Origin of the sequence: Aliirhizobium smilacinae, from assembly GCF_006335145.1 — a bacterium.
GTDB classification, from domain to species: domain Bacteria; phylum Pseudomonadota; class Alphaproteobacteria; order Rhizobiales; family Rhizobiaceae; genus Neorhizobium; species Neorhizobium smilacinae.
This window is the reverse complement of the sequence record NZ_VDMN01000001.1, coordinates 411624-430086: the sequence shown is the minus strand read 5'-3', so window position 1 is coordinate 430086 and position 18463 is coordinate 411624. Positions and strand designations below refer to the sequence as shown.

The window sequence follows — 18463 nt, the reverse complement described above, 5'->3', positions numbered from 1 at the left end:
AGAGATCTCCATAACGGACAGACAGGATAACAAAATGTCTCGTATCGGTAAAAAGCCCGTTCCGGTTCCTGCAGGCGTAACGGCTTCGGTCGACGGCCAGAAGATCACCGCGAAGGGCCCGAAGGGCGAACTTCACTTCGTTGCTAACGACGAAGTCAAGGTTGAGCTGAATGACAATGCCGTTTCGGTGACCCCGGTCAACGATTCCAAAGATGCTCGTTCCAAGTGGGGCATGTCCCGCACGATGGTCGAGAACATCTTCAAGGGCGTTAAGGACGGTTTCGAGCGCAAGCTTGAAATCAACGGCGTTGGTTACCGCGCAGCGCTGCAGGGCAAGAACCTGCAGCTCCAGCTCGGTTTCTCCCACGACGTAGTCTATGAAGCCCCTGAGGGCATCACCATTGCCGTGCCGAAGCCGACGGAAATCGTCGTCACCGGCATCAACAAGCAGCAGGTCGGTCAGGTTGCCGCGGAAATCCGCGAATACCGTGGTCCCGAGCCCTACAAGGGCAAAGGCGTCAAGTACGCTGGGGAACGGATCGTCCGCAAGGAAGGCAAGAAGAAGTAAGGACGCGCGATCATGGCTACCAGAAAAGAAGCACTCACAAAGCGTGCGAGCCGTGTTCGCCGTCAGATCAAGAAGGTCGCAAATGGCCGTCCGCGTCTGTCGGTTCACCGCTCCTCGAAGAATATCTACGTACAGGTCATCGACGATGTGGCCGGCCGCACGCTTGCAGCCGCTTCCACGCTCGACGTCGACCTGCGCAAGTCGCTGAAGACCGGTGCGGACGTTGCAGCAGCTGCTGCCGTCGGCAAGCTGGTTGCAGAGCGGGCCTCCAAGGCTGGCGTGACGGAAGTCGTGTTCGACCGCGGCGCCTTCATCTACCACGGCCGTATCAAGGCACTTGCTGAAGCTGCCCGCGAAGGCGGCCTGAGCTTCTAAGAAATTTCGCCCGGTCTTCCTCAAAAGGGGAGGCCGGGCGAATTGCGGTTCTGCCGCATCCCCTCCGGTCAGTTGAACTGGCTTGCCGGAAATAATGTGAACCTGCCGTTCCACCCGTAAAAGAAAAAGGACAAGGACAATGGCACAGGAAAGAAGAGGTTCGGGCAACGACCGCCAGAACCGCGAAGAGCGCGATAGCGAATTCGTCGATAAGTTGGTCGCGATCAACCGCGTTGCCAAGGTCGTCAAGGGCGGCCGTCGCTTCGGTTTCGCTGCTCTCGTCGTCGTCGGCGACCAGAAGGGCCGCGTTGGCTTCGGTCATGGCAAGGCACGCGAAGTGCCGGAAGCAATCCGCAAGGCAACCGAAGCTGCAAAGCGCGAATTGATTTTCGTACCGCTGCGCGACGGTCGTACGCTGCATCATGACGTCAACGGCCGTCACGGCGCCGGCAAGGTTCTGCTGCGCTCCGCCAAGGCTGGTACCGGCATCATCGCCGGTGGCCCGATGCGTGCAGTATTCGAAACCCTCGGCATGCACGACGTCGTTGCAAAGTCGACCGGTTCGTCGAACCCGTACAACATGATCCGTGCGACGTTTGATGCCCTCAAGCACCAGGTGCATCCGAAGGATGTGGCAGCTCAGCGTGGCCTTAAGTATGCCACTCTGCAGGCTCGCCGCGCTGCCTCCGGCAATGCTGCTGAAGAATAAGAGGAGTCTGACACATGGCTAAGGCTACGAAGAAGACTGAAGCAAAGACGGTCACGGTCGAACAGATCGGATCGCCTATTCGCCGTCCTGCCGTTCAGCGCGCAACGCTGATCGGTCTGGGCCTCAACAAGATGCACCGGGTAAGCACGCTGGAAGATACGCCTTCCGTTCGCGGCATGATCCGGGCCGTCCAGCATCTCGTCCGCGTCGTCGACGAGAAGTGAGGGTTTGATCATGAAACTGAATGAGATCAAGGACAACGAAGGTTCGTCCAAGGACCGTATCCGCGTAGGTCGTGGTATCGGTTCGGGCAAGGGTAAGACCGGTGGTCGCGGCGTCAAGGGTCAGAAGGCCCGTTCCGGCGTTGCAGTCAACGGCTTTGAAGGCGGTCAGATGCCAATCTACCGTCGCCTGCCGAAGCGCGGCTTCAACAACATCTTCGCTTCTGAATACGTTACCGTTTCGCTCGGCCGTATCCAGACTGCGATCGACGCCAAGAAGCTCGACCCCAAGGCTACCGTTGATGCCGCTGCCCTCAAGGCTGCCGGCGTTATCCGTCGCCTCAAGGACGGCGTTCGCGTCCTGTCCGGCGGTGAACTGACCACCAAGGTTTCGATCGAAGTCGCCGGCGCCTCCAAGGCTGCCGTCGAAAAGATCGAAAAGTCCGGCGGTTCGATCAAGCTGCTCGTAGTTGCAGAAACTGCCGCAGAGTAAAACGTTTAAAATCGCCCGGCGTGTGCTTCACACCGGGCGATTTTATGTCCATATGTGAGCCTCACGATTTGGCGGCCCCGATGGGCGCCGATCACATGAAAACAGGGTGAGGCACCCGATTGCTCCGGCAATCTCCGCGCCCGGTTTTTTGAACCAGAATTTGCGACCGCTTTCCTGATCAGGCAATTTCAGCCGTCGGAAAGTGATCGGGCGGAGAAACGCATGGCGTCTGCAGCGGAACAACTTGCCTCTAATCTCAATTTTTCGACCTTCTCCAAGGCAGAGGATCTCAAGAAGCGGCTGTGGTTCACCCTCGCTGCTCTCCTCGTTTACCGCCTGGGTACCCATATTCCGCTTCCGGGCCTCAATCCTGAGGCCTATGCGCAGGCCTTCCGTGGCCAGGCAGGCGGTATTCTCGGTCTTTTCAACATGTTTTCCGGCGGCGCTGTCGAGCGTATGGCGATCTTCGCGCTCGGCATCATGCCATATATTTCCGCGTCGATCATCGTGCAGCTGATGACCTCGGTCGTCCCTTCGCTTGAGAATCTCAAGAAGGAAGGCGAGGCTGGCCGCAAGATCATCAACCAGTACACCCGTTACGGTACGGTGATTCTCGGTGCGCTCCAGGCCTACGGCATTGCTGCCGGTCTTGAGAGCGGCCAGGGTATCGTCAACGATCCGGGCTGGTTCTTCCGCGTTTCGACCGTCGTGACGCTGCTCGGCGGCACTATGTTCCTGATGTGGCTTGGTGAGCAGATCACCTCGCGTGGCATCGGCAATGGCATCTCGCTGATCATTTTCGCCGGTATTGCTGCAGGCCTGCCGACCGCTCTTGCCGGCACGCTCGAACTCGGCCGCACCGGCGCCCTGTCGACCGGACTGATTCTTCTGGTGATTCTCGTCGCTATCGGCGTCATCGCCCTGATCGTATTCGTTGAACGCGCCCAGCGCCGGCTTCTGATCCAATATCCGAAGCGCCAGGTCGGTAACCGCATGTTCCAGGGCGATACCTCGCATCTACCGCTGAAGCTGAATACTTCGGGTGTCATCCCGGCGATCTTTGCTTCGTCGCTGCTGCTGCTGCCGGCAACTGCCGCCGGTTTTGCTGGAAACTCGGATCTTCCAGCCTGGGCGACGGCCGCTATTGCCTCGCTTGGCCATGGGCAGCCGCTCTTCATGCTGCTCTACGGCCTGCTAATCGCTTTCTTCGCCTTCTTCTACACGGCCATCGTCTTCAATCCGAAAGACACGGCCGACAACCTGAAGAAACACGGTGGTTTCATTCCGGGCATCCGTCCGGGCGAGCGTACCGCCGAGTATATTGACTACGTATTGACCCGCATCACGGTTATCGGTGCGATCTACCTCGTCTTCGTCTGCATCCTGCCAGAGTTTCTGATCGCCCGCACAGGCGTGCCATTAGCCCTTGGTGGTACTTCGCTTTTGATTGTTGTCAGTGTAACCCTCGATACGGTTGCGCAGATTCAAGGACATCTCATTGCGCAGCAGTATGAGGGTCTGATCAAAAAGTCGAAACTGCGCGGAGGAAAGAGGGGACGATGAGACTTATATTCTTGGGACCACCAGGCGCCGGCAAGGGGACGCAGGCTAAGCTGCTGACTGAAAAATACGGTATTCCGCAGCTTTCCACCGGTGACATGTTGCGTGCTGCCAAGGAAGCAGGAACCGAGATCGGCCTCAAGGCGAAGGCCGTGATGGACGCGGGCCAGCTGGTTTCGGACGATATCGTCAATGCTATCGTCGCTGAGCGTATAGATCTGGACGACTGTTCGAATGGTTTCATTCTGGACGGCTATCCGCGCACCGTGCCCCAGGCAATCGCCTTGGAAAAGATGCTGCAGGACAAGGGCTGCCCTCTGGATGCAGTCATCGAGCTGAAGGTGGACGAGGGGGCTCTGATGGGCCGAATCGAAAACCGCGTGGCCGAAACCATCGCCGCAGGTGGCAAGGTTCGTGCTGACGATATGCCGGAAGCTTTCAAGAAGCGTCTGGTCGAATACCGCGAAAAGACTGCTCCGCTCTCGGCTCATTACGAATCGACCGGGCAATTGAAGACGATTGACGGCATGGCTGACGTTAAAGCTGTGACTGCCGAAATCGAAAAGACCTTATCGGCTCTCTGAGCTGTCATAGGCCTGTTAAAGAATCTCGGGGGCGGCGGTTGCATTCCAGCGCTGATTCCGTTAAACACCGCGCCAACTCGCGACAGACTTAAGCGATTGGCGCGGATTTCCGAGCAGGACATCCGGGGCTGATCTTTTTGAGTTGTCTCGTATGGTGTTGTTGAACTGGTGATCCTTCGGGATCGCTATCATGGAAGAAGTACCGCTTGCCGGATGGCAACCGGAACGAAGGAGAATAGGCGTGGCACGTATCGCTGGCGTCAACATCCCGACTGCGAAGCGCGTTGTAATCGCGCTGACCTATATTCACGGGATCGGCCCGAAGTTTGCGCAAGAAATTATGGACAAGGTCGGTCTTCCGGCTGAAAAGCGCGTCCATCAGTTGACGGACTCTGAAGTTCTTCAGATCCGCGAAACCATCGACCGTGACTATCAGGTCGAAGGCGATCTTCGTCGTGAAACATCGATGAACATCAAGCGTCTTATGGATCTCGGTTGCTACCGTGGTCTGCGTCATCGTCGTGGCCTTCCGGTCCGCGGTCAGCGCACGCATACCAATGCTCGTACCCGCAAGGGTCCGGCTAAGGCGATCGCCGGTAAGAAGAAATAATTTTGGATGAACGTCGTGAGCGGGCAGGGTCTGGCCGCTTTTCTGTGACGTTTCGTTCCAAGGTGGAGCCGCTGGCATTACGGCGGTGCAGAGATCAACGAAAGGGATACTATGGCCAAGGAAGCCACCCGCGTTCGTCGTCGCGAACGCAAGAACATCACGTCGGGCGTAGCTCACGTGAATTCTACATTCAACAACACCATGATCACCATTACGGACGCGCAGGGCAATGCTATTGCTTGGTCGTCTGCCGGTGCAAAGGGCTTCAAGGGTTCGCGTAAGTCGACACCGTTTGCCGCCCAGATCGCTGCTGAAGACTGCGCCAAGAAGGCTCAGGAGCACGGCATGAAGTCGCTTGAAGTCGAAGTTTGCGGTCCAGGTTCCGGCCGCGAATCCGCACTTCGCGCTCTGCAGGCTGCTGGCTTCATGATCACATCGATCCGCGACGTCACGCCGATCCCGCACAACGGCTGCCGTCCGCGCAAGAAGCGCCGCGTCTAATGGACGTATTGAGGTTCGCTTTTTTCAAGCGATCCTCATCTGAACTCGGGAATAGCCGCTTCGCCTCCTGAAAGAGTCGAGGCGGCTTTCACCGTATCGCCGGAAGGGTAACTTTTCTGGTGTCCTCGTGCTCGGTTACCACGATTGGATGGTGGTAACGAACGGAAGGTAGTAGGTCATGATCCAGAAGAACTGGCAGGAACTGATTAAGCCGAACAAGGTGGAATTCGCCTCGTCCGGTCGTACTAAGGCAACTCTTATTGCCGAACCTCTTGAGCGCGGCTTCGGCCTGACGCTCGGTAACGCGCTTCGCCGCGTACTTCTGTCGTCGCTTCGTGGTGCTGCTGTCACAGCAGTGCAGATCGACGGCGTCCTGCACGAGTTCTCCTCCATCCCGGGCGTCCGGGAAGATGTGACGGACATCGTGCTCAACATCAAGGAAATCGCCATCAAGATGGACGGCGATGATCCGAAGCGCATGGTCGTGCGCAAGCAGGGTCCAGGCTCTGTCACCGCCGGAGACATCCAGACCGTTGGCGACATTGAGATCCTGAACCCCGACCACGTGATCTGCACGCTGGACGAAGGCGCAGAGATCCGTATGGAATTCACGGTCAACAACGGCAAGGGTTACGTCCCGGCCGAGCGCAACCGTGCAGAGGATGCCCCGATCGGCTTGATCCCGGTCGACAGCCTCTACTCGCCGGTCAAGAAAGTGTCCTACAAGGTGGAAAACACCCGCGAAGGCCAGGTTCTCGACTACGACAAGCTGACCATGACCATCGAAACCGATGGCTCGGTCACGGGTGAAGACGCCGTAGCCTTCGCCGCCCGCATTCTTCAGGACCAGCTGTCGGTCTTCGTCAACTTCGACGAGCCGCAGAAGGAACAGGAAGAAGAGTCCGTCACTGAACTCGCGTTCAACCCGGCACTCCTCAAGAAGGTCGACGAACTGGAACTTTCCGTTCGTTCTGCCAACTGCCTGAAGAACGACAACATCGTTTATATCGGCGACCTCATCCAGAAGACCGAGGCGGAAATGCTCCGTACTCCGAACTTTGGTCGTAAGTCGCTGAACGAGATCAAGGAAGTTCTGGCATCCATGGGCCTCCATCTTGGTATGGAAGTTCCTGCCTGGCCGCCGGAAAACATCGAAGATCTCGCTAAGCGTTACGAAGACCAATACTAACAAATCAGACTGCAGGCGGATGCCTGCAAGTGAAGGAGACCAGACATGCGCCACGGAAAATCCGGCCGCAAGCTTAACCGCACCGCAAGCCACCGTAAGGCTATGTTCACCAACATGGCCGCATCGCTCATCACCCATGAGCAGATCATGACCACCCTGCCGAAGGCGAAGGAAATTCGCCCGATCGTCGAAAAGCTCGTCACCCTCGGCAAGCGCGGCGATCTGCACGCTCGTCGTCAGGCAGTCTCGCAGGTTCAGGACCAGGACGCCGTTCGCAAGCTGTTCGACGTCATCGCTTCGCGTTACGCAACCCGCAACGGCGGCTACCTGCGTATCATGAAGGCTGGCTACCGTCAGGGCGACAACGCTCCTATGGCCGTCATCGAGTTCGTTGAACGCGACGTCACTGCCAAGGGCGCAGCCGACAAGGCACGCGTTGCTGCTGAAGCAGAAGCTGCTGAAGCCGCTTAATTTCGATCCTTGATCGTTCAGTTTGAAAAAGCCGGGTGGAAACGCCCGGCTTTTTCTTTTGAAAGGATGAAGCCATGGCGATCGAAGAACGGAAATCAACCATGCGCTGGCGAAACATGCTGGCTGCCATAGCCGTCATTGCCGCCGGGCTCGCGCTGCGTGGGTTCGGATATGAACTGGGTTTGCCGTTCACGGTTGTAAAATATGGCGGTTCGATTCTCTGGGGCGCCATGGTGTTTCTGCTGGTCGCAGTAGCCATGGGCTCCCGCCGTATGATCGTCTCAGCCACGATTGCATTGATGATCGCGGCCGCGGTCGAGTTCTCCCGGCTTTACCAAACCCCGGTACTCGATGAGTTTCGCCTGACACTTGCAGGACGGCTTTTGCTTGGTCGGGTCTTTTCTCTGTGGAATATCCTAGCCTATGCCGTGGGCATCGGAATGGGCATGGCCATAAAGGCACGGCTGCGCGTTCTTGATCGGAGTCAATGACGGAATACAAGGGTGAAGTAGTGTCGGCACATATCAACCAGTGGGGTTGTGAGGGACGACAATGGCATACACACCCATATTTGAAAATGAACGTAAAGACATGATCATTCCCGCTCTCGGCGGCTTTTACGAGAAGATCGCACAGCCGCTGGCCTGGAGTGTCTTTCGACTGGCGGTCGGCGGCATGCTGGTTTTGGAAGGTTGGCCAAAGTTGATGGCCCCCTTGGCCCAGGTCGGTTTCGTCGAAAATCTCGGCTTTTATCCTGGCTGGCTCTGGTCACCGGTACTCGCGCTTATTCAGGTTGTCGGCGGCATCCTGATCGCGGTTGGGCTATTCACGCGTCCGGCTGCACTGGCCGGTGGCGTCATGCTCGCCATCACTCTCTGGTATCATTTCGCCCACCCTTACGGGGATGCGATGCTTGCACAGGTGGGCATTGATGCTCTGAAGGCTGGCAGCGAATATTTCACTCCGAATGGCGTGGCGCGTCTGGCCGATGGCGGTGTCAAGTTCCTGCATCAGGTTCAGGAAAAGGCCGAGCAGGATTCGCTGTTCTGGACGGGTGGGGCATTCCTCTTCGCTGCCTTTGGTGGCGGCTACCTGTCGCTGGACAGGCTCCTGTTCAAGAAGCAGTTCTGAGCAGTCGGTTTCCAATTTTCATCAGAGTAAAAATGGCCGGCCGCGAGCGCCGGCCATTTTTTATTGGCAGCACCGGACTTATCCAGAAAGCAGCAGCGCTGAATAGGACGAAACTGAAACCGAAAAATCGCTCCCGATCATGTATCTGTTACGCTGGCATTCTGAGCATCGCCGCGTTACCCATTGTCGATCCAATAACATCGGGAGGCTTGAGATATGTCGGAAGCAAAAGTGGCGATCGTGACGGCAGGTGGCAGCGGCATGGGTGCGGCCTCCGCAAAGAAGCTTGCGGCGGATGGGTTCAGGGTCGCGATCCTTTCGTCTTCCGGGAAGGGTGAGGCATTGGCCGCCGAACTTGGCGGCATCGGGCTCACCGGTTCCAACCAGTCGAATGATGACATCCGGCGGTTGGTCGATACTGTCATGGACGCCTGGGGCCGCATCGATGTCCTGGTCAACAGCGCCGGCCACGGTCCGCGCGCACAGATCACCGAGATTACGGACGAGCAGTGGCATACGGGTCTCGACGTTTACCTGATGAATGTCATCCGGCCGGTGCGTCTCGTTGCGCCGATCATGCAGGCCCAGAAATCCGGCAGCATCGTCAACATCTCTACCGCCTGGGCATTCGAACCCTCGGCCATGTTCCCGACATCGGCCGTTTTCCGTGCTGGCCTTGCGTCCTACACAAAGATCTTCGCCGACACCTACGCCGCCGATAATGTGCGGATCAACAACGTTCTGCCGGGCTGGATCGACAGTCTGCCGGCAACTGAGGAGCGGCGCGACGGCGTGCCGATGAAACGTTACGGCACCAGCGAAGAGATCGCCGCGACCGTCGCCTTCCTGGCTTCCGACGGTGCGGGTTATATCACCGGCCAGAATCTCAAGGTCGATGGCGGACTGACGCGCTCGGTGTGACTATGTCTGTGAGTGGTGACGTCAGCGCGCTGCCCGTGCCGGCTGACGTCGACCACGCTTCCAGTTAAGCAGAGGCCGCCGGATGGCGCGGTAGAAGAGCAGAAGTCCGATCAGCGCGATATGGACGAATGGCCCCGCTGTGACCGATTTGACCGCAAGCACATAGTGGATCGCGCCGCCGAGGGCGATCAGGTAGATCAGCTTGTGTAGCCGGATCCAGCCTTGTCCCATCTTCCGGATCGACCAGTTGTTCGATGTCACCGCCAAGGGAATAAGAAATAGCAGGGCTGCGAACCCGATTGTGATGTAGGGCCGTTTCGCGATATCTCCGCCAACCGCTGCGAAATTGAGTTGCAGGTCGAGCAGTAGATAGACCGAAAAATGCATCAGCACATAATAGAAAGCGAGCAGGCCGAGCGCCCTTCGGTAACGCATCCAGTTGATGCCGAAGAGATCACGTAGAGGTGTGATGGCAAGCGTCGCGATGATCAGGCGTAAGGCCCAGATGCCAAGAAGATGCTCGAACGTCTTGACCGGATTGAAGCCAAGCCCGCCCGTTGCCGCCTGATAGAAATACCAGGCGGCCGGACAGAGGCCGACGATATAAAGCACCCAGATGCTGAGAGCGTGATAACGCCTGGGCAGGGCAGGGATTGCGGCAGACAGGGGAGCCATACTCAGTAGTTCGCCCTCAGGTCCATGCCTGTGTAAAGACTTGCAACCTGGTCCGCATAACCATTGAACGGCAGCGTATCGACCCGTTTTGTGCCGAAAAATCCGCCTTCGCCGATCCGCTGTTCCGTCGCCTGGCTCCAGCGCGGATGATCGACCGCCGGATTTACGTTGGAATAGAAGCCGTATTCCCGCGCGTTGGAATTTTTCCACGTCGTCTGCGGCTGTTCTTCGACAAGCTTGATCTTGACGATCGACTTGATGCCCTTGAACCCATATTTCCACGGCACGACCAGCCGGATCGGCGCGCCGTTCTGGTTCGGCAATGTCTCTCCATAAAGCCCGACCGCCAGAATGGTCAGCGGATGGCGCGCCTCATCCATCCTGAGGCCTTCGACATAAGGCCAGGTCAGAGCTTGGAAGAGGCCGCTTTGTCCCGGCATTTCCTCCGGCCTCACGACGGTCTCGAAGGCCACATATTTCGCGCTGCCGAGCGGATCGACCTGATCGAGCAAGGCTGACAGCGGAAAACCGATCCAGGGGATCACCATCGACCAGCCCTCGACGCAGCGCATCCGGTAGGTCCGGTCCTCGAGCTTCATCTTCAGGATCTCGTCAAGGCCGAATTCCTTCGGCTTGCCGACCATGCCCTCGACCTTCACCGACCACGGCGTTGGCTTGAAGGCCCCGGAATTCTGCGCCGGGTCTTCCTTGTTGACGCCGAATTCGTAGAAGTTGTTATAGGTTGTCACCGCCTCTTTCGGCGTCAGCTTTTCATTGAGCTTGTAAGGGCCAGGGACTGCGTTCAAAGGAGCCGCAAGGGCGTCGCCAGCCGTAGCGAAGCCGAAGCCGGCAGCTGCGGCGGCACCGATGAAGTTGCGGCGGGAAAGATAGATATGCTTCGGCGTGATGTCCGAAGACGGGATATGCGGCGGATGATAGGCGGGCATGGGATATCTCCTCGGACGCTATGCCGTTCTTGCCCTTATACGTAATCCCAAAGCGTTCGGTTTCACAGACGCCGGAATTCTCTCGGAAACCACGTTTACGTGAGAAAAACCACATCTTCGCAGCTCGGCCATCTTGGAACCGACATGAGACATTCTCATTTGTATAAGGAAATTGAGATGGAGTGTTACGCATGGCGACGAAGACCTGGGATGCCGCCAGCGAGCGGTTTGTCAAAGACGATCTGGATCACATCGAAAAGCTGAAGCGTCTGCGTCGGCTTCACGGCATCGCGCGGCTTATGGATACGGCGATCCGCATTCCGGGCACCGGTATCCGGTTCGGAGCCGATTCCGTCTTTGGTCTCGTCCCCGTGATCGGCGATGCGGGTGGAGCTTTGGTGGGCCTTTACATCGTCAATGAAGCGCGCCGCATGGGCGTGCCGACGAATAAATTGGTCCAGATGCTCGGCAATCTCGGAATGGACGCTGTCGTGGGCAGTGTGCCGGTGGCCGGCGATCTGTTCGACCTGTTTTTCAAGTCCCACCGTCGCAACTTCGACCTCATTCTCGATCACTTCGGTATGCGGCGCGAAGACTTGCAACGCTAATTCGGTCGCCTTCAGGCAAGGTGGGATGCAGAATACAGCGTAAAGAGAACCGTACCGTACCGTACTGATTTGCCGGTAACCGGCAGTGACAGCGATCGACAGTTGGGTTAGGACGTTTTCAAAAATGAGGCCTTTTGTGTCTCCGCCGAGGAGCGGATAGACTGAGAAGTCCGATCGAGTGAGGAAAGATCCATGCCAGTTTATCGTTCCAGAACCACCACCCACGGCCGCAACATGGCTGGCGCGCGCGGCCTATGGCGCGCCACCGGCATGAAGGATGGCGATTTCGGCAAGCCGATCATTGCCGTCGTCAACTCTTTCACGCAGTTCGTCCCCGGCCATGTGCATCTGAAGGACCTTGGCCAGCTGGTTGCCCGCGAGATCGAGGCCGCCGGCGGTGTCGCCAAGGAGTTCAACACGATCGCGGTCGATGACGGCATCGCCATGGGCCATGACGGCATGCTGTATTCGCTGCCGTCGCGCGAAATCATCGCCGACTCGGTCGAATATATGGTCAATGCCCATTGCGCCGATGCCATGGTATGCATTTCCAACTGCGACAAGATCACTCCCGGCATGCTCAACGCAGCAATGCGCCTCAATATCCCGGCGGTCTTCGTCTCCGGAGGCCCGATGGAAGCCGGCAAGGTCGTCATGCACGGCAAGACCGTTGCCCTCGACCTCGTCGATGCCATGGTCGCAGCCGCTGACGACAAGATTTCCGACGAGGACGTCGCCGTCATCGAACGTTCGGCCTGTCCCACCTGCGGCTCGTGCTCCGGCATGTTTACGGCCAATTCGATGAACTGCCTGACCGAAGCGCTCGGCCTGTCTCTGCCGGGCAACGGCTCGACGCTCGCCACCCATTCGGATCGCAAGCGCCTGTTCGTCGAGGCCGGTCACCTGATCGTCGATATTACCCGCCGTTATTACGAACAGGACGACGAAACCGTCTTGCCGCGCAATGTCGCCACCAAACAGGCCTTCGAAAACGCCATGTCGCTCGATATCGCCATGGGCGGTTCGACCAACACCGTTCTCCATATTCTGGCCGCAGCCTATGAAGGCGGCATCGATTTCGGCATGGAAGACATCGACAAGCTGTCGCGCAAGGTGCCGTGCCTGTCCAAGGTCGCGCCCGCCAAGCAGGACGTCCATATGGAAGACGTCCACCGCGCCGGCGGCATCATGCGTATTTTGGGTGAACTCGATCGCGGTGGCCTGATCAACCGCGATTGCTATACCGTTCACGAGGCGACGCTCGGCGATGCCATCGATCGTTGGGATATCACCCGCACCAATTCCGAGACCGTCCGAGAATTCTTCAAGGCGGCTCCCGGTGGCGTGCCGACCCAGGTCGCCTTCTCGCAGTCTTCGCGTTGGGATGATCTTGATGCCGACGGCGAAAAGGGCGTCATCCGGTCTGTCGAACATCCGTTCTCCAAGGACGGCGGTCTGGCCGTCCTCTACGGCAACATCGCCCTCGATGGCTGCATCGTGAAGACCGCCGGCGTCGACGAATCGATCCTGAAGTTCACCGGCCCAGCCGTCGTTTTCGAAAGCCAGGACGCCGCCGTGAAGGGCATTCTCAGCAATGACGTGAAGGCCGGCGACGTTGTCGTCATCCGTTACGAAGGCCCGAAGGGCGGTCCGGGCATGCAGGAAATGCTTTATCCGACCAGCTATCTGAAGTCGAAGGGCCTCGGTAAAGCCTGCGCGCTGATCACCGATGGCCGTTTCTCCGGCGGCACGTCGGGCCTGTCCATCGGCCATGCCTCGCCGGAAGCAGCCCAGGGCGGTGCCATCGGCCTCGTCCAGCCGGGTGATCTGATCGAGATCGATATCCCCAACCGGACGATCAACCTCAAGGTTTCGGATGCCGAACTGTCGGCCCGCCGCCATGAGCAGGATACGCTCGGCTGGAAGCCGGCCGCACCCCGCAAGCGCAATGTCACGACGGCGCTGAAGGCCTATGCCGCCTTCGCCGCCTCCGCCGACAAGGGCGCCGTCCGGATCCTGCCGGAATAGCCACTATCGGGAGTTCAAAACTTGAAAGGCCGGCGCATGCGTCGGCCTTGTTTGCGTCTGGGCCTTTGGCTGCCCGTCACATCAGGATGTAGTCCACTGGTTCCGGCATGGCAGGCAGGTCGGTATCGCCCAGCATGCTGCGCGTTTCGATCTCTATGACGGTGGCGATTGCGGCGATCGGGAGGTCATTCGGCATTGATCCGAACGGCTCCTCCAATTCGTCGCCCAGCGCGTCGAGGCCGAAGAATGTATAGGCGACGAGGCCTGCTGCCAGCGGCGTGACCAGTCCCAGCACATCGGCAAAGCCGAACGGCACCATGAAGCAAAACAAGTGTGCGGTGCGATGGATGAGAAGTGTATATCCGAACGGGACCGGTGTATTTCTCAGGCGCTCGCAGGCGGCAATGGCATCGGATAGCCGCGTCACGGTCCGCTCGAGGAGCGTGAACTCAATATCGCTGATGATCTTGCCGTTCACGAGCGCGATCAGTTCACGGCTCATCCGGTTGATGATCTCGGAGGGAGGATTGCGCGCGGCACGCACTGCGGCGGCCACATCGGGTGCCAGCAGCCGTGCCGTGCTGTTGTTCGGACATTCGCCGCCTCGCAGGAATTTCACCGTCTCGTCGGCGAGTGCGGCGGTCAGCAACAAGATCGTGCGCCGGGCGGCTCCGGCTGATTCGCTGCGCTGCTCGAACAATTCGCTCTGGCGGGCGAGGTGGCGGCTGACGGCGAGCAATTCGCCCCACAGCTTGCGTGCCTCCCACCAGCGTTCGTAGCAGGCACTGTTGCGGAAGCTGAGGAAGATCGAAAGCGCAATGCCGATCAATGCGAAAGGCGCGCCGGCGACGGAAGGGACGAATTGCGGTGCTTCGCGATGTCCCCACACGATGAGGGCGGACATCGCCATCACCACGAGGATTTGCGGGAAAATGCGCGGCAGGACGGAACCGCGCAGAATAAAAAAAAGCTGCCCGAGAGTGGGGCGTTCACGAATGATCATAATGGAAATGCCGAATTGGCCAACTTGACTTGTCGATGACGAGAGGGGTGTTTCCGGACGCGGCCGGACCCGGTCATCAGCCGCTTTGAGATACCCGCGCTCCCGTCAGCTCCTTTGGGAATCTCGTCCGCGACAGGACGACGCAGTAAATCTAACCGATTGTCGGTAAAGCTGCACGGATCAAGATCGAATATGCGGCGGAAAGCCGCATGTTTTGGTCCTAATCGTTTGCGTCAGATCATTGCGCCGAATTACAGCGGACGGCTGAGCCCCTCGTAAGCTTCATTGAGCTGTTTCATGCGTTCGGCATAAGCGGTCGTCAGGCACGCCGCATCGCCACCGCAGGCCTGGCGCTTCTTCAGCCATGCGCTCTGTTCTTCGCGAAGCACGTCGCGATTGCCCATGGCGAGCAGGCTGGTGAGAATGTCGAAGGTCGTGACCATCTTCACATCGGCATCGTTGAGCGCACGCGTCTCGCAGATCACCTTTTCATCAGCTGCAAGGTCGGTCCTTTCGCAGTCGAAACTCGCTGCTGCCGCGGGCAGGGGAAGGGTGGGGGCGAGAATGACGCCGATGACGCCCAAAACGGCCAGTCGCGATTTCATAGTCCATACTCCTGATCTTTCACTGGATGCCGCTCAGAAGCGATCCTTGAGGCTCCAGAGGACGAAGATGATGCAGGCGAGCCATATTGCAAGGATGACCGCGAAGCCCATCCGGCTGACGGGTCGTCCCGAGCGTTGCTCTGCCATCAGCCGGAATTCGGACATCAACTCGGGCGGTACCAGCCGGATGGCGAGAAGGATGCCGAGCGGCACGAGGATCAGGTCGTCAAGATAACCGAGAACAGGAATGAAATCGGGAATGAGATCGACCGGAGAAAGCGCATAGGCCGCCACGGCGCCGGCCACCAGCTTGGCGGTCAACGGCACGCGCGAATCGCGGGCGGCAAGCCACAACGCGATGATGTCGCGCTTGAGGGCCTTTGCCCATGCTTTTGCCTTTTTCAGCATCTTCTTATCTCGGATATGTGGCCGCGCCCCATATAGACGAGATGATGTTCATTTTGTCAGGGTTCAGCCACCTTTCTTTTCCAGCCCCCGGCGCTAAAACTCGATCTTGAAATTCGCAAAGAGGAATCAAATGCCAAGCCTGCTCAAGCATATATCGGTCGGTCTTTTCGCTCTGGCCGTGATTTGTCCCGCTGTCTCTTATGCGCAGGATGGCAAGACGCTTCCCCAGAGCCGCCAGGAAATGCAGCTGTCCTTCGCTCCGCTCGTCAAGCAGACGGCCGGTGCCGTGGTCAATGTTTATGCCGAGCGGCTCGTTCAGCGGCCGAGCACGTTGACGGGCGACCCCTTTTTCGATCAGTTTTTCGGCCAGCGCATGCCCAATCGTTCGGAAAAGCAGTCCTCGCTCGGTTCCGGCGTGATCCTGTCGCATAATGGTCTGGTCGTGACCAACAACCACGTCATCCAGGGCGCGGACGACATCAAGATCGCGCTTGCCGATGGCCGCGAGTTTCCCTGCGAACTGGTGTTGAAGGACGAGAGCGTCGATCTCGCGGTGCTGCGCATCAAGAGCAAGGAGAATTTTCCGGTTCTTGCCATTGGTGATTCCGATCGCACCGAAGTCGGTGATCTGGTTCTGGCGATCGGCAATCCCTTCGGTGTAGGCCAGACCGTCACCAGCGGTATCGTGTCTGCACTGGCCCGCAATCAGGTATCGAGCGGAGATTTCGGCTTCTTCATCCAGACCGACGCCTCCATCAATCCTGGCAATTCAGGCGGCGCGCTGACGAATATGAACGGCGAACTGATCGGCATCAACACGGCGATCTTTTCCCGCGGCGGCGGCTCCAACGGCGTTGGGTTCGCCATTCCCGCCAATCTCGTGAAGGCCTTCCTGGTGGCTGCCGAAGAAGGCAAGACGACGTTCGAGCGACCCTATGTCGGTGCGACCTTCGATGCCGTGACCTCCGACGTCGCAGAAGCTCTTGGTCTCAAGGCGGCGCGCGGCGCATTGGTCGTGCGAACCGTCGAAGGTGGTCCGGCTGACAAGGCGGGCCTGAAGCCCGGTGAAGTGATCACCGCCGTCAACGGCGTGGCGGTGGAGCATCCCGATGCCCTCGGCTACCGGTTGACCACGGCCGGTCTCGGCAAGCAGGCGGATCTCACCGTCCAGACCAGCGACGGCCAGCGACAGATGAAGCTCCTGCTTAACACGGCACCGGAAACGACACCGCGTGACGAACGCCTGATGGAAGGACGTAGCCCGTTTGCCGGCCTGCATGTCGCGAACCTGTCGCCCAAGCTCGCAACGGAACTGCATTTGGCCACCGACAAGACCGGCGTCGTCGTTACTGATGTGACTCGTGGCTCGCCTTCGGCACGCCTCGGCTTCCAGCCGAACGATATCATTGTGTCGATCAACGGCAGCACGGTCAACACCACCAAGACGCTCGAAACCATGCTGGGCGAAGACCCGAGCTTCTGGCGTGTGGAAATCGAACGGGGCGGCCAGCGCATTCGGCAATTTTTCAGATGAGCAGCGATCTTTTCTCCCCCCGTATTCCGGATGATGTCGCCAAGCGGAGACCTTTGGCCGACCGGTTGCGCCCGACTTCGCTTGGCGAGGTCACCGGCCAGTCACATCTGACGGGGGAGGATGGCGCACTGCGCCGGATGATCGCCTCCGGCACGCTCGGTTCGATGATCTTCTGGGGACCTCCAGGCACGGGCAAAACCACCGTCGCCCGTCTCCTCTCCGGTGAGACGGGCCTTGCCTTCGAGCAGATTTCCGCGATTTTTTCCGGCGTCGCCGATCTGAAAAAGGTTTTCGAGACGGCCCGCCTGCGTCGCATGGACGGGCGACAGACACTGCTTTTCGTCGATGAGATCCATCGTTTCAACCGTGCCCAGCAGGATAGTTTCCTGCCCGTCATGGAGGACGGCACCGTCATCCTCGTTGGTGCGACGACGGAAAATCCAAGCTTCGAACTCAACGCCGCTCTTCTCTCTCGCGCCCGCGTGCTGACCTTCCGTTCGCATGACGAAGAAAGCCTCGGCGAACTTCTGAACCGCGCCGAACAGGCAGAAGCAAAGCCGCTGCCGCTTGACGAGGATGCAAGGGCAACGCTTCTTCGCATGGCCGACGGTGACGGCCGTGCGGTGCTGACGCTGGCGGAAGAGGTGTGGCGTGCCGCACGGGCAGGGGAAGTCTTCGATACCGCCGGCCTGACCGAGATCGTCCAGCGCCGCGCGCCAGTCTATGACAAGGGCCAGGACGGTCACTACAATCTCATCTCTGCCCTGCATAAGTCGGTCAGGGGATCGGATCCCGATGCGGCGCTGTATTATCTCGCCCGCATGTTCGATGCCGGCGAGGACCCGCTTTATCTCGGCCGGCGGCTGGTGCGTATGGCAATCGAGGATATCGGCCTTGCCGACCCGCAGGCGCTTGTCGTCTGCAATGCCGCCAAGGATGCCTACGATTATCTCGGCTCACCGGAAGGCGAGCTCGCGCTTGCCAATGCCTGCGTCTATCTCGCCACCGCGCCGAAATCCAACGCCGTCTACACCGCCTTCAAGTCCGCCATGCGAGCTGCCAAGGAAAACGGCTCGCTTCTGCCGCCCAAGCACATCCTCAATGCCCCGACCAAGCTGATGAAGCAGGAGGGCTATAACGAGGGTTACCGCTACGACCATGACGAGCCGGACGCCTTTTCCGGCCAGAACTACTTTCCCGAAAAAATGGGGCGCCAGACATTTTACGAACCTGTCGAGCGTGGTTTCGAGCGGGACATCAAGAAACGGCTGGACTGGTGGTCCAAGCTGCGCCGGGAGCGCGGCGAACCTTGACGCGCGCGG

At 58.8% G+C, this 18463-nt stretch carries 23 protein-coding genes; 18 read left to right on the top strand and 5 right to left on the bottom strand.

The annotated features are described in order from the left end of the window. Positions 1 to 34: 34 nt before the first annotated feature. The 14 genes from rplF to FHP24_RS02030 all read left to right on the top strand — a co-directional run bounded on the left by rplF (position 35) and on the right by FHP24_RS02030 (position 9333). A complete protein-coding gene (gene rplF, locus FHP24_RS02095; RefSeq protein WP_139672191.1) occupies positions 35 to 568 on the top strand; it encodes a 50S ribosomal protein L6 in 534 nt (177 codons plus the stop codon). Between the two features lie 12 nt (positions 569 to 580). After that, positions 581 to 943: a 50S ribosomal protein L18 gene (gene rplR / locus FHP24_RS02090; RefSeq protein WP_132273303.1), complete on the top strand. Its 363-nt coding sequence runs from the start codon at positions 581 to 583 to the stop codon at positions 941 to 943. A gap of 139 nt (positions 944 to 1082) precedes the next feature. Continuing rightward, positions 1083 to 1652 (top strand): 30S ribosomal protein S5, encoded by a 570-nt coding sequence (gene rpsE, locus FHP24_RS02085; protein WP_139672188.1) that lies wholly within the window; start codon positions 1083 to 1085, stop codon positions 1650 to 1652. 14 nt (positions 1653 to 1666) lie between these two features. Beyond that, positions 1667 to 1876: a 50S ribosomal protein L30 gene (rpmD, locus tag FHP24_RS02080; RefSeq protein WP_139672185.1), complete on the top strand. Its 210-nt coding sequence runs from the start codon at positions 1667 to 1669 to the stop codon at positions 1874 to 1876. Between the two features lie 10 nt (positions 1877 to 1886). Next, positions 1887 to 2366 carry a 50S ribosomal protein L15 gene (gene rplO / locus FHP24_RS02075; protein WP_139672182.1) on the top strand — a complete coding sequence of 160 codons (480 nt, stop codon included), beginning with the start codon at positions 1887 to 1889 and terminating at the stop codon, positions 2364 to 2366. 222 nt (positions 2367 to 2588) lie between these two features. Next, complete coding sequence (secY, locus tag FHP24_RS02070; protein WP_139672179.1) at positions 2589 to 3929, top strand: preprotein translocase subunit SecY; 1341 nt, start codon at positions 2589 to 2591, stop codon at positions 3927 to 3929. After that, positions 3926 to 4510, top strand: coding sequence for an adenylate kinase (locus FHP24_RS02065; protein WP_139672176.1), 585 nt, complete (start codon positions 3926 to 3928; stop codon positions 4508 to 4510). Before secY ends, FHP24_RS02065 begins: the two co-directional genes overlap by 4 nt. A gap of 241 nt (positions 4511 to 4751) precedes the next feature. Further along, positions 4752 to 5120 carry a 30S ribosomal protein S13 gene (gene rpsM, locus FHP24_RS02060; protein WP_139672173.1) on the top strand — a complete coding sequence of 123 codons (369 nt, stop codon included), beginning with the start codon at positions 4752 to 4754 and terminating at the stop codon, positions 5118 to 5120. Positions 5121 to 5231: 111 nt separating this feature from the next. Further along, positions 5232 to 5621, top strand: coding sequence for a 30S ribosomal protein S11 (rpsK, locus tag FHP24_RS02055; protein WP_007766864.1), 390 nt, complete (start codon positions 5232 to 5234; stop codon positions 5619 to 5621). Positions 5622 to 5799: 178 nt separating this feature from the next. Further along, entirely contained in the window at positions 5800 to 6810 is a 1011-nt protein-coding gene (locus tag FHP24_RS02050; protein WP_139672170.1) for a DNA-directed RNA polymerase subunit alpha, read from the top strand. Between the two features lie 45 nt (positions 6811 to 6855). Further along, entirely contained in the window at positions 6856 to 7281 is a 426-nt protein-coding gene (rplQ, locus tag FHP24_RS02045; RefSeq protein ID WP_139672167.1) for a 50S ribosomal protein L17, read from the top strand. A 74-nt stretch (positions 7282 to 7355) separates the two neighbouring features. Continuing rightward, positions 7356 to 7772, top strand: a complete 417-nt coding sequence (locus tag FHP24_RS02040) for a ribosomal maturation YjgA family protein (RefSeq protein ID WP_246091569.1) — start codon at positions 7356 to 7358, stop codon at positions 7770 to 7772. Positions 7773 to 7872: 100 nt separating this feature from the next. Continuing rightward, positions 7873 to 8412, top strand: coding sequence for a DoxX family protein (locus FHP24_RS02035; protein WP_246091568.1), 540 nt, complete (start codon positions 7873 to 7875; stop codon positions 8410 to 8412). Between the two features lie 216 nt (positions 8413 to 8628). Further along, positions 8629 to 9333, top strand: coding sequence for an SDR family oxidoreductase (locus FHP24_RS02030; protein WP_139672161.1), 705 nt, complete (start codon positions 8629 to 8631; stop codon positions 9331 to 9333). A gap of 21 nt (positions 9334 to 9354) precedes the next feature. Here the strand turns inward: FHP24_RS02030 and msrQ are convergent, their stop codons facing one another. Continuing rightward, complete coding sequence (gene msrQ / locus FHP24_RS02025; protein ID WP_139672158.1) at positions 9355 to 10008, bottom strand: protein-methionine-sulfoxide reductase heme-binding subunit MsrQ; 654 nt, start codon at positions 10006 to 10008, stop codon at positions 9355 to 9357. 2 nt (positions 10009 to 10010) lie between these two features. Continuing rightward, entirely contained in the window at positions 10011 to 10955 is a 945-nt protein-coding gene (gene msrP, locus FHP24_RS02020; protein WP_139672155.1) for a protein-methionine-sulfoxide reductase catalytic subunit MsrP, read from the bottom strand. A 191-nt stretch (positions 10956 to 11146) separates the two neighbouring features. On the opposite strand from msrP, the gene FHP24_RS02015 reads away from it, so the two are divergent. Further along, on the top strand, positions 11147 to 11563 hold the full coding sequence (locus tag FHP24_RS02015; protein ID WP_139672152.1) for a DUF4112 domain-containing protein: 417 nt from the start codon (positions 11147 to 11149) through the stop codon (positions 11561 to 11563). 192 nt (positions 11564 to 11755) lie between these two features. Continuing rightward, a complete protein-coding gene (gene ilvD, locus FHP24_RS02010) occupies positions 11756 to 13591 on the top strand; it encodes a dihydroxy-acid dehydratase (protein WP_139672150.1) in 1836 nt (611 codons plus the stop codon). A 76-nt stretch (positions 13592 to 13667) separates the two neighbouring features. Here ilvD and FHP24_RS02005 read toward each other — a convergent pair whose 3' ends face one another. The 3 genes from FHP24_RS02005 to FHP24_RS01995 form a co-directional block, all read right to left on the bottom strand. Then, entirely contained in the window at positions 13668 to 14594 is a 927-nt protein-coding gene (locus FHP24_RS02005; protein WP_139672146.1) for a bestrophin family protein, read from the bottom strand. Positions 14595 to 14845: 251 nt separating this feature from the next. Beyond that, positions 14846 to 15199 (bottom strand): lysozyme inhibitor LprI family protein, encoded by a 354-nt coding sequence (locus FHP24_RS02000; RefSeq protein WP_139672143.1) that lies wholly within the window; start codon positions 15197 to 15199, stop codon positions 14846 to 14848. 33 nt (positions 15200 to 15232) lie between these two features. Beyond that, positions 15233 to 15607, bottom strand: a complete 375-nt coding sequence (locus FHP24_RS01995; protein ID WP_139672140.1) for a YkvA family protein — start codon at positions 15605 to 15607, stop codon at positions 15233 to 15235. Between the two features lie 130 nt (positions 15608 to 15737). Here FHP24_RS01995 and FHP24_RS01990 point away from each other — a divergent pair, with 130 nt between their 5' ends. Together FHP24_RS01990 and FHP24_RS01985 are read left to right on the top strand one after the other, a co-directional pair. Further along, positions 15738 to 17141, top strand: a complete 1404-nt coding sequence (locus FHP24_RS01990) for a DegQ family serine endoprotease (protein WP_139672137.1) — start codon at positions 15738 to 15740, stop codon at positions 17139 to 17141. Further along, on the top strand, positions 17138 to 18454 hold the full coding sequence (locus tag FHP24_RS01985) for a replication-associated recombination protein A (protein WP_139672134.1): 1317 nt from the start codon (positions 17138 to 17140) through the stop codon (positions 18452 to 18454). Before FHP24_RS01990 ends, FHP24_RS01985 begins: the two co-directional genes overlap by 4 nt. Positions 18455 to 18463: the final 9 nt, after the last annotated feature.

Excerpts from the sequence above, each read along its gene's own strand:
- secY (WP_139672179.1), top strand. The coding sequence starts at position 2,589 with ATGGCGTCTGCAGCGGAACAACTTGCCTCTAATCTCAATTTTTCGACC.
- rplO (WP_139672182.1), top strand. The coding sequence starts at position 1,887 with ATGAAACTGAATGAGATCAAGGACAACGAAGGTTCGTCCAAGGACCGT.
- FHP24_RS01995 (WP_139672140.1), bottom strand. The coding sequence starts at position 15,607 with ATGCTGAAAAAGGCAAAAGCATGGGCAAAGGCCCTCAAGCGCGACATC.
- rpsK (WP_007766864.1), top strand. The coding sequence starts at position 5,232 with ATGGCCAAGGAAGCCACCCGCGTTCGTCGTCGCGAACGCAAGAACATC.
- rplQ (WP_139672167.1), top strand. The coding sequence starts at position 6,856 with ATGCGCCACGGAAAATCCGGCCGCAAGCTTAACCGCACCGCAAGCCAC.
- FHP24_RS02065 (WP_139672176.1), top strand. The coding sequence starts at position 3,926 with ATGAGACTTATATTCTTGGGACCACCAGGCGCCGGCAAGGGGACGCAG.
- rpsE (WP_139672188.1), top strand. The coding sequence starts at position 1,083 with ATGGCACAGGAAAGAAGAGGTTCGGGCAACGACCGCCAGAACCGCGAA.
- ilvD (WP_139672150.1), top strand. The coding sequence starts at position 11,756 with ATGCCAGTTTATCGTTCCAGAACCACCACCCACGGCCGCAACATGGCT.
- FHP24_RS02000 (WP_139672143.1), bottom strand. The coding sequence starts at position 15,199 with ATGAAATCGCGACTGGCCGTTTTGGGCGTCATCGGCGTCATTCTCGCC.
- rpmD (WP_139672185.1), top strand. The coding sequence starts at position 1,667 with ATGGCTAAGGCTACGAAGAAGACTGAAGCAAAGACGGTCACGGTCGAA.
- rplR (WP_132273303.1), top strand. The coding sequence starts at position 581 with ATGGCTACCAGAAAAGAAGCACTCACAAAGCGTGCGAGCCGTGTTCGC.
- FHP24_RS01990 (WP_139672137.1), top strand. The coding sequence starts at position 15,738 with ATGCCAAGCCTGCTCAAGCATATATCGGTCGGTCTTTTCGCTCTGGCC.
- rplF (WP_139672191.1), top strand. The coding sequence starts at position 35 with ATGTCTCGTATCGGTAAAAAGCCCGTTCCGGTTCCTGCAGGCGTAACG.
- FHP24_RS02035 (WP_246091568.1), top strand. The coding sequence starts at position 7,873 with ATGATCATTCCCGCTCTCGGCGGCTTTTACGAGAAGATCGCACAGCCG.
- msrP (WP_139672155.1), bottom strand. The coding sequence starts at position 10,955 with ATGCCCGCCTATCATCCGCCGCATATCCCGTCTTCGGACATCACGCCG.
- FHP24_RS02015 (WP_139672152.1), top strand. The coding sequence starts at position 11,147 with ATGGCGACGAAGACCTGGGATGCCGCCAGCGAGCGGTTTGTCAAAGAC.
- FHP24_RS02050 (WP_139672170.1), top strand. The coding sequence starts at position 5,800 with ATGATCCAGAAGAACTGGCAGGAACTGATTAAGCCGAACAAGGTGGAA.
- FHP24_RS02030 (WP_139672161.1), top strand. The coding sequence starts at position 8,629 with ATGTCGGAAGCAAAAGTGGCGATCGTGACGGCAGGTGGCAGCGGCATG.
- msrQ (WP_139672158.1), bottom strand. The coding sequence starts at position 10,008 with ATGGCTCCCCTGTCTGCCGCAATCCCTGCCCTGCCCAGGCGTTATCAC.
- FHP24_RS02005 (WP_139672146.1), bottom strand. The coding sequence starts at position 14,594 with ATGATCATTCGTGAACGCCCCACTCTCGGGCAGCTTTTTTTTATTCTG.
- FHP24_RS02040 (WP_246091569.1), top strand. The coding sequence starts at position 7,356 with ATGGCGATCGAAGAACGGAAATCAACCATGCGCTGGCGAAACATGCTG.
- FHP24_RS01985 (WP_139672134.1), top strand. The coding sequence starts at position 17,138 with ATGAGCAGCGATCTTTTCTCCCCCCGTATTCCGGATGATGTCGCCAAG.